We start from the raw sequence: 9650 nt of genomic DNA, 5'->3' as shown, positions 1-9650 counted from the left end.
CCGGTCCGGGTTCTGGTCCGGCGCAGCAACAGAACCTTTTTCAGCCCTTCGTCTTTCCATTCTTGAGGGGGTATGCATTGGATCTCTTCCAGCAGCACCCAACCCCAAAGCAACGCGCACAACCAATAACCTATCATCATGATGTCCTCCACTTAGTACATTGATTAAACATGAATACAGCGCGCACTCCGCGCTCAACTTACGAAGATCGATTCCAGAGTCTTTTCCGACTCGTGCAATTTGCTCTCATGCATATCCATATCCTGAAGCAGGTGAGAAGGTTCAAGCGACTGCCATGGACGGGGAGTCCGAGCGGAGCACGCCCGGTCTCGTTGCCAGTGGTCGCATCCCGCTGGACCAGGTCGGCGGCGGCGAAGTCATACTCCCAGCGGTGTCCCATGCGCGTTTGCACAGATGGAAGAGAACTATCAAGGTTGAGGCCAGCATGATTTCTGTCACAAGCAGCAGATTGGCGTTCAGCTCCACGCGTGGCCACCATACATAGAGAATGAACCGTGCGGCATACGGCGTGGCAAACGCTATGGCTACTGCCAGCAAGGTGATGACGCCATGCGACATGACGTGCCGCAGCACGGCTAGAAAGTCGTGTTCTTTGCTGATTGGTTCCATGGGGTACTGCTCCCGTTTGGGAATGATTGCCARCAGGAAAAATCTTCTGGTGACAGGGACTTGGCTAAACGCTCMAACATGCGGCGCATGATGGCCAGTTCATGGTTCTTGTCGTAGAACGCGTAGGCACCCGCTTTTGTGAAGTACTTCCAATGTGTCGGTTCAGCGCAATTGCTGACCACGATGACTTTTGTCAGCGGATACTCGGCTGCGACCACACGCAATACTTCCATGCCCTGACCGTCGCCGAGGTTGACGTCCAGCAAGACAACATCKGGCGGYTCACGCCGAATGGCGACGATGGCGGCCGTTGCGCGGTGGAACACCCCGGCAAGTGACAGGCCAGCGATCCCTGGCGACACCGTGCGCCTCAGTGCTGGCACGGCGTTCGAATCCTCAACGACAAACAGRCGCAAAGGGCCTGAATMTCTGRCTGGCATCAGTGCAGTCAATGGTTCTGTGCTGGTGACCTGCATGATTTCACCTCTCTTTTTTGACATAGCTGTACAAGACGCTGACGAAGACAACTCCACTCAGCGGACCAAATCTTGCGCAGGGGGAAATATGCTCGAGTAGAACGAAACCGACTATCGACGTTAGCGGGACATCTTTGTGGAGATATCGGCCAAGAGCTTGTAGTGATTCCACTACAAGCAGGCTGGAACGGGTGACGGGGCGCTCTAACTCAACAGGCCGTTTTCGAGCGCATAGCGGGCCAGTTTCGCGTTGCYGTCCATCCCGGTTTTTTCCAGGATGCGTGCCCGGTACGTCGTGACGGTACTCGGGYTCAAGTGCAATATCTSMGCGATGCGGACAATTCKCTCGCCTGAAGCGAGGAGCTTCAGSACTTCAAGYTCCCGGTCGGATAGCGCTTCGTGGGGTGCCTCGTCGCCTCTGCCGATAGCGTTGACCAGTTTTTCTGCCAGCTCTGGACTGACGTGCTTGCCGCCTGAGGCCACCTTGCGAACTGCCGTAACCAGGGTGGCTGCGGAAATATCCTTGGTGAGGTATCCCGCTGCGCCGTGCTTGATTGCGCGTAACGCATAGGCCTCGACCGAATGCATGCTCAACATCAGAATCGCGAGCTTGGGCTTCTCTGCACGCATGAGCTTGAGGAGTTGGAGGCCGGTTTTATCGGGCAGCTGAATATCTACCAGCGCCACGTCGAAATCCTGCTCCCGGACCAGGCGCATGGCGTCTTGTGCCGTCTCTGCTTCGCCCGTTACGTCGATCTCGCCGGCAGTCTCCAGCATGCGTCGCACGCCGTTACGCACGATGCTGTGATCGTCCACCAGCAAGACTCTGATTTTTTGGTCAGTCATCTGTATTTTCCATTCGGCAGTGGCCAGCAAGCCATGGAATCAGCTGCAGAGTTTGACGTTAGCAGGCACAGAGCACACTTGCACTTTTGCCTCAGGCATTGGTGCTCGCTTCTCCGCACAGCGGGTGCAGGCGGTTGGAATGGCCTGTTCCCGGCCAATTTCCCCAGGCTGCGGGGCATTGCGCCAACCTTGCTAATATTTCGTAAGCCAACGCTCAGTTCTCAGCATGGTCAATACTGCAATGCCGGCTCCTGCATGACGCCTTGCGCGTGGCATCCATTTTGACTGGACATAGACATGGCCACAGTAACGACACCAATCGAAGTACTCGACATGAAGACGTTGCTGACAGCGCTGAAGGCGTTGCGCAATGGTGACTTCACCAAGCGTATGCCGGATGACTGGACCGGCATGCCGGGCAAGATCGCCGACACGCTCAACGAGATCATCGACATGGCGGCCGACACCGCCACCGAATTCGAACGCGTGGCGCGACTGATCGGCAAGCAGGGCAAGGTCGATGAGCGTATTCAATTGCCGATGATGAAAGGCTCTTGGCAAAAGATCGTCAACTCGAGCAATGCGCTCACCAGCGACCTCATCAGCCCGATGAACGAGATGATTCGCGTTATCGATTCGGTTGCCGAGGGTAATCTGAGTCAGCGGGTACCACCGGTACTCAACGGCCTGAAACTGCGGGGCCAGTTCCTCAAATCCGCCGGGATCGTGAACACCATGGTGACTCGACTGGGCTCCTTCGCTTCGGAGGTGACCCGCGTGGCGCGTGAAGTCGGCACTGAAGGGATTCTCGGTGGGCAGGCCAAAGTCAAAGGGGTGTCCGGCACCTGGAAAGATCTGACCGACTCCGTCAACGACATGGCCGCCAACCTGACCACTCAGATGCGCAACATCGCTTACGTGACGACCGCTGTGGCCAAAGGCGATCTGGGCAAGACGATTACCGTCGAAGCCAAGGGCGAGATTCTCGAACTGAAAAACACCATCAACACGATGGTCGACCAGCTCTCGAGCTTCGCCTCGGAGGTGACCCGCGTGGCGCTGGAAGTCGGTACCGAAGGCAAGTTGGGCGGTCAGGCGGAAGTGCGCGGCGTATCAGGCACCTGGCGCGACCTGACCGAATCGGTCAACGGCATGGCGGCCAACCTGACCACCCAGGTGCGCAACCTCGCACAGGTGACGACCGCGGTGGCGCGCGGCGACCTCGGCAAGAAAATTACCGTTGAAGCCAAGGGCGAGATTCTCGAACTGAAAAACACTATCAACACAATGGTCGACCAGCTCTCCAGCTTCGCCTCGGAGGTGACACGCGTCGCGCTGGAAGTCGGTACCGAAGGCAAACTGGGCGGACAGGCCAAAGTGACCGGCGTGTCCGGTACCTGGAAGGACTTGACCAACTCGGTCAACGGCATGGCGGCCAACCTGACCACCCAGGTGCGCAACATCGCCGACGTGACGACGGCGGTGGCCAACGGCGACCTGTCGCGCAAGATCACAGCCGAAGYGCAAGGTGAAATTCTCCAACTCAAGGAAACCATCAACACCATGGTGGACCAGCTCTCGACCTTTGCCGACGAAGTGACGCGCATGGCACGCGAAGTGGGAACTGACGGAAAACTTGGTGGTCAGGCCAAGGTGACGGGTGTCGGTGGGACCTGGAAAGATTTGACCGACTCGGTCAACAGCATGGCGGCCAACCTGACCAATCAGGTGCGCAACATCGCCGACGTGACGACAGCAGTCGCCAAAGGTGACCTGGGGCGCAAGATTACCGTGGAAGCCAAGGGTGAAATCATGGAGCTGAAAAACACCATCAACACCATGGTGGACCAGCTCAACAGCTTTGCCGCCGAAGTGACGCGGGTGGCGCGCGAAGTCGGCACCGAGGGAAAGCTCGGGGGACAGGCGCAGGTGCAAGGCGTGTCCGGCACCTGGAAGGATTTGACCGAAAACGTGAACTTCATGGCAGCCAACCTGACCAGCCAGGTGCGAGGCATCGCGAAAGTGGTGACCGCTGTAGCCAACGGCGACATGAAGAAGAAACTGACACTGGAGGCCAAGGGCGAGATCGCCAAACTGGCCGACACCATCAACGGTATGACCGATACGCTGGCGCTGTTCTCCGATCAGGTGACCTCAGTGGCGCGTGAAGTGGGCGTCGAGGGCAAGCTGGGTGGCCAGGCCAACGTGCCGGGTGCTGCCGGCACCTGGCGCGATCTGACCGACAACGTGAACGGTCTGGCGGCCAACCTGACCAATCAGGTGCGCGCAATTGCCGATGTGGCGACTGCCGTGACCAAGGGCGATCTGACGCGTTACGTGGAGGTGGAAGCAAAGGGTGAAGTGGCGGAATTGAAGGACAACGTCAACGAAATGATCCGCAACCTGCGGGAAACCACGCGGCAAAACGCGGAACAGGATTGGCTCAAGAGCAATCTCGCGAAGTTTAACCGCCTGCTGCAGGGCCAGCGCGATCTGGCGGCAGTCTCCAAGATGGTGCTGTCTGAACTGGCTCCGCTGATCAACGCCCAGCACGGTGTGTTCTACATGATGAACGAGAGCCCGCCCGATCCTGCGAAACTCAAACTGATGTCCGCTTATGCGTACAAGGGCAACATCAATGTGAACGATGAGTGGCGGCTCGGCGAGGGCCTGGTCGGGCAATGCGCCTACGAGAAGCGGCGCATCCTGCTGACCGATGTACCCGCAGATTACGTCGCGATTTCATCGGGACTGGGTGCGGCCGCCCCGCTCAATATCATCGTGTTGCCGATCCTGTTCGAGAACAAGGTCAAGGCCGTCGTGGAAATGGCTTCGTTCACGCGCTACAGCATCATTCATCAAACCTTCCTCGATCAACTGGCTGAATCGATTGGTATCGTGCTCAACACGATCGAAGCCAATATGCGTACCGAAGAACTGCTCAAGCAGTCGCAATCGCTGGCGCAGGAGCTGCAAAGGCAACAGGAAGAATTGAGACAGACCAACGAGGAACTGGAGGACAAGGCCGGACTGCTGGAGGAGCAGAAAGCCGAAGTGGAGCGCAAGAACCGCGAAGTCGAAATCACCAAGCTGTCGCTGGAGGAGAAGGCGGAGCAACTGATGCTGACCTCCAAGTACAAGTCCGAATTCCTTTCCAGTATGTCCCATGAGCTCAGAACGCCATTGAACAGCTTGCTGATCCTGGCCCGGCAGCTCAGCGACAACGCGGAGCACAATCTCACGCCCAGGCAGGTCGAATATGCCAAGACCATCCGTAGCGCGGGCAAAGACCTGCTGGAGCTGATCGACGAGATTCTCTATCTGTCCAAGATCGAGTCGGGTACGGTCACACTGGATCTGAATGAAGCGCTGTTCGCCGATCTGCACCACCAGATCGAACGCACCTTCCGGCCGGTCGCCGAAAGCCGGGGCCTGGACTTCACGATTGAACTGGCCCCTACCCTGCCCCCCTGCATCCGGACCGATGAAAAGCGCCTGCTACAGGTGGTCAAGAACCTGCTGTCCAACGCTTTCAAGTTCACTGAACAAGGYAGTGTCAAGCTCAGCATCGAACCCGCTGTGTCCGGGTGGAGCGTGGATCACAGCGAACTCAATAGCGCCGATGCGGTGGTTGCCTTCGTGGTCACCGACACCGGCATTGGCGTATCTGCCGACAAGCAGAAGCTCATCTTCGAAGCGTTCCAGCAGGCAGATACCGGAACCTCACGAAAATACGGCGGCACCGGCCTCGGTCTGTCGATCAGCCGCGAGCTCGCACACCGGCTGGGCGGTGAGCTGCGGCTGATCCCCGGTGAGATCGGCAAGGGCAGTACTTTCGCGCTGTACGTGCCCTTGCGTACACAGGATGCCCAGCATCAGACGCTGGACGAATCAGCGACAGAGGCAGTACCTGGCCAAGTCAGGCGCGACCCTGTGTCAGACCCGTCTGTACAGATACCGGACGACCGCGAGTCTGTCCAACCCGGGGACCAGGTGCTGCTGATGCTCGAGGGCGACACCCGATTCGCCAGCATTCTGCTCGAGGCCGCGCACCACGAGGGGTTCAGGGCTATCGTCACGACCCGTGGCGCGGATGCACTGGAGCTTGTCGAACGCTTCAAACCCGCCGCGATCACTCTGGACCCGGGCCTGACCGACATCGATGGTTGGTCGCTACTCGAGCAGTTCAAGCGCAATTTCGCCACGCGTCACATCCCGGTCCAGATCATCTCGATCGCTGACGATCACACACGCGGGCTGCGCTATGGCGCTTTCGACTATCTGCTCAAACCGGTCACAGCCGACGAGATTCAAAATGCGCTGGTGGGCATCGTGGCATTCGCTCGGCGCAAGACCAGGAATCTGCTGCTCATCGACGGCGACGAAGGGAGCCGCGCCCGTATCCTCGATCTACTCGGCAATACCGATGTGAAGATCGCAACGACCGGCAGCGGCGCGCAAGCCTTGAACAAACTGGCAACGAAACGCTACGACTGCATGGCAATCAATCTCAAATTGCCCGACGTATCCGGCATCGGGTTTCTCGAGGCGTTGCAGGAAGACCACGCCATGCGTGAATTGCCGATCGTCGTCTATGGTGTAGAGACACTGACCAAGCCGGAACGCGAGCGTTTCAGGACACTGCTCGGCAAGGGCGTCATCAAGGCAGTTCAATCGCCCGAGCGCATACTCGACGAAACCGCGCTGTTTCTACACCGCGTCGTAGCCAGTCTGTCGCCGACCCAGCGCAAGATGCTGGAAAAACTCTATCAGGGATCAGACAGTCTCGAGGGTAAAAAGGCCCTGGTGGTCGACGATGACGTGCGCAATATTTTTGCCCTGACCAGCGTGCTCGAGTGCAACAAAATGCTGGTGGCCACGGCCGAAAACGGCCGAACCGCCATAGAACTGCTGCAGCAGCAGCCCGATACCGACATCGTGTTGATGGACATCATGATGCCCGAGATGGATGGCTTTGAAACCATGCGCCAGATCCGTACATTCAAAAGGTTTGAAACCCTGCCCATTATTGCGCTGACGGCAAAGGCGATGATGGGTGACCGTGAAAAGTGCCTCGAGGCAGGAGCATCGGACTATGTCAGCAAGCCGGTGGATACCGACCAGCTGCTGTCACTGATGCGCAAATGGCTCTATCGATGACGCTGTACCGCGCTCATTGCGGCCAGCGCAAACCGAAGTGGCAAAAATGAAGTGGCATAAATATGCAGGAACCCCCGGCATTCAAAGAGAGAGCCCAGGTGCGGCAAGCGCTCCCGCCTGATGGCGTACCAGCATCCGTGTTGCTGGTGGATGACAATCCCGGCAAGCTTACGGCGCTCGCCGCGGTGATTGCCGACATGGGCCTCGATGTTGCCACGGCGACCTCCGGGCGCGAGGCGCTGCGCCTGCTATTGCAGCGCGACTTCGCCGTCATTCTGCTCGACGTGAAAATGCCCGTGATGGACGGTTTTGAAACCGCGGCACTCATTCACGGCCGCCCGAAATCGGCCCACACGCCCATTATCTTCGTCACGGCGGAGGCCGATACGGATTCCGAGCGTTTCCGCGGTTATACGTCCGGCGCAGTGGATTACATCTTCTCGCCGATTGTGGCCGAAGTTCTTCGCGCCAAGATCCTGGTGTTTGTCGACCTGTACTACTTGCAGCGCAAACTGACGATGCAGGCCGAAGAACTGCTGCAATCGAAGCTGCAGCTGCGTGAACTGGCCGCCTATCAGGAGCGCATCAAGGAAGAAGAGCGAAAGCGCATCGCACGCGACATCCATGACGAGCTGGGGCAAAGTCTGCTGGCATTGCGAATTGACGTCTCCATGTTGCAGGCGCGCACCAGTACCCGGCACCCCAAGCTCAACGAAAAGGTCAGCGACGCCCTGAATCACCTCGATTCAGCCATCCGCAGTGTCCGCAGCATCATCAATGATCTTCGACCGCCCGTACTCGATCTGGGACTACAGGCAGCGATCGAGTGGCAACTTGAAGAGTTCCGGCAGCGCAGCGTGATCGATTGCACGATGTCGGTGAAAGACGAGAGTTTGCGTTGCGATCTGAATGAAAAATCCGCCACGACTCTGTTTCGCATCGTGCAGGAATCGCTATCGAATATTGCCCGGCACGCGCAAGCGACACAGGTGCATATCGAACTCTACCGGGAGGGCCGCCGACTTTACCTGCTGATCAAAGACAATGGTGTCGGCATGACGGATCGCAAAAAATCGAACTCGTTCGGGTTGGTGGGGATGAAGGAACGCATCAGCATGCTCGGCGGCGAATTCACGATCGACAGCGCACCGGACAAAGGAACGAGATTGACGATATCGCTGCCACTCGACTGACGTGGCCATTTCTCTTGGCCCAGACACTGCGCACAATCGCACCCGTTATTGGGGGATATTCCCCGTCATCGGGGGTATTCATCCTGGCTGCTCCTACCTGCCTGAAGCCAGCAGACAAGGGGTATGCGGCGTAGAGCCATTAGTCACCTTCTTTCACTTTTGGCGGAAAATTTGCATCATCCTTATCCCGGTTCGAAATCAAACATTTCGCCAGCCGGGCCAGGAGCAGTGGCTCAATACCCATGTATTGCCGCGCGCTCCGAGGAATCGTCAGAGGTGTTTGCGATGAAACTGGATGCCGGAAGGCTGAATCCTAGTCCATTGTCCAAAACCAGGCTGGCGTTAAGTATCTCTGCTGCCGTGATCGTGTTTGGGCTGGGCTTGTCCCAGACCCGGGCAGCCCCCCTCGACAACACCGATCCACCGCCTCCTACCGACCCATCGGCGTTCACCAACCCGCCCGCCGACCCCAATGCCGCATTGCGGGACTTGCTCAAGCTGCCTCCCGCAAACGTGGGCGCCTTCGACTTGCCCAATGGAGTGGTCGGTAACCGCCAGACCCCCTTGGTCGACAATGTGCTGCCACCCGATCTGCAACCCAGCTTCAACATCCCCACTAACGGTAATGCCAGCCCGGTGTTCGGGGCTCAACCGTTCACCCAGAAGCTTGAACTGTTCGAGGAATTCGGCTCGAACAAACTGGATGCGACCGACCCGCCATCCCCGGTTCCATTTCCGGTTCCGACGCTGGGCCCCGCACCGGCGCAAGATCCATTGAACGTGGCACGTAGCGGCCCGTCTCCGGATGCGCTGGACGCCTTTCTCAGGCAGCCGGCATTGACGCCCTTCCCGACAGAGTTCTCCAATGTCCTGGACCGCAACCCCTGGAAGGCGCAGATCGAGCTTTTCCTCAATCGCCGAGTCGACTCGCCCGCAGAAGGCCGGCCACCGGGCAAAGGCTGGTCGCACCAGCGTTTCAATGAGTTTTTCCCGCGCGATGCCTTCAAGACTGTGCAAGCCGGCGCGCACGTCAACAGCGGCTTGCGTGATCGGATGCAACGGCATAACTACGCTGTGGGGGAATTTGCGCCCGGCGGGCTCTATCACAACACCAACGGCAACCCGGCCAACGAGGGCACCACCAAGGGCATTCAAGTGCAGTTCCACCCCAACTTGCCTGTCCAGGACCATAATGCGTTGTGGACATTCGACGGCACCTTTCCGCCCAAACTGCTCCTGGTACGCTATGGCCAAGCGATGCTGATGCGTCATTACGATGCCTTGCCCATTGACCCGTCGGCCAACCGGGGCTTTGGCCTGCACACCCTCACCACCCATGAACACA

5 protein-coding genes and 1 pseudogene are annotated in these 9650 nt (G+C 58.3%); 3 read left to right on the top strand and 3 right to left on the bottom strand.

All coding sequences use genetic code 11. The features are described from left to right. Nucleotides 1–282 precede the first annotated feature (282 nt). The 3 genes from ACXRVY_RS10180 to ACXRVY_RS10170 form a co-directional block, all read right to left on the bottom strand. On the bottom strand, nt 283–630 hold the full coding sequence (locus ACXRVY_RS10180) for a hypothetical protein (RefSeq protein WP_457266041.1): 348 nt from the start codon (nt 628–630) through the stop codon (nt 283–285). Next, nucleotides 597–1106, bottom strand: coding sequence for a response regulator (locus tag ACXRVY_RS10175; protein WP_458237336.1), 510 nt, complete (start codon nt 1104–1106; stop codon nt 597–599). The genes ACXRVY_RS10180 and ACXRVY_RS10175 overlap by 34 nt, the downstream gene beginning before the upstream one ends. Nucleotides 1107–1310: 204 nt before the next feature. Then, the gene (locus ACXRVY_RS10170) at nt 1311–1952 is read right to left on the bottom strand and encodes a response regulator (protein WP_458237335.1); all 642 of its coding nucleotides are present in this window, start codon (nt 1950–1952) and stop codon (nt 1311–1313) included. Nucleotides 1953–2249: 297 nt separating this feature from the next. On the opposite strand from ACXRVY_RS10170, the gene ACXRVY_RS10165 reads away from it, so the two are divergent. The 3 genes and pseudogenes from ACXRVY_RS10165 to ACXRVY_RS10155 form a co-directional block, all read left to right on the top strand. Then, complete coding sequence (locus ACXRVY_RS10165; protein WP_458237334.1) at nt 2250–7112, top strand: HAMP domain-containing protein; 4863 nt, start codon at nt 2250–2252, stop codon at nt 7110–7112. Between the two features lie 62 nt (nt 7113–7174). After that, nucleotides 7175–8305, top strand: a complete 1131-nt coding sequence (locus ACXRVY_RS10160; protein WP_223460613.1) for an ATP-binding response regulator — start codon at nt 7175–7177, stop codon at nt 8303–8305. 285 nt (nt 8306–8590) lie between these two features. After that, nucleotides 8591–9650, top strand: a pseudogene (locus ACXRVY_RS10155) (copper oxidase); the annotation flags it as partial.

This window comes from Pseudomonas sp. P5_A2_2 (assembly GCF_054177685.1).
The sequence above is the reverse complement of the archived record's forward strand: the minus strand, read 5'-3'. Positions and strand labels throughout refer to the sequence as shown.

Bases quoted from the DNA above. Each gene is read 5' to 3' on its own strand.
- ACXRVY_RS10180 (WP_457266041.1), bottom strand. From the start codon at position 630: ATGGAACCAATCAGCAAAGAACACGACTTTCTAGCCGTGCTGCGGCAC.
- ACXRVY_RS10160 (WP_223460613.1), top strand. From the start codon at position 7,175: ATGCAGGAACCCCCGGCATTCAAAGAGAGAGCCCAGGTGCGGCAAGCG.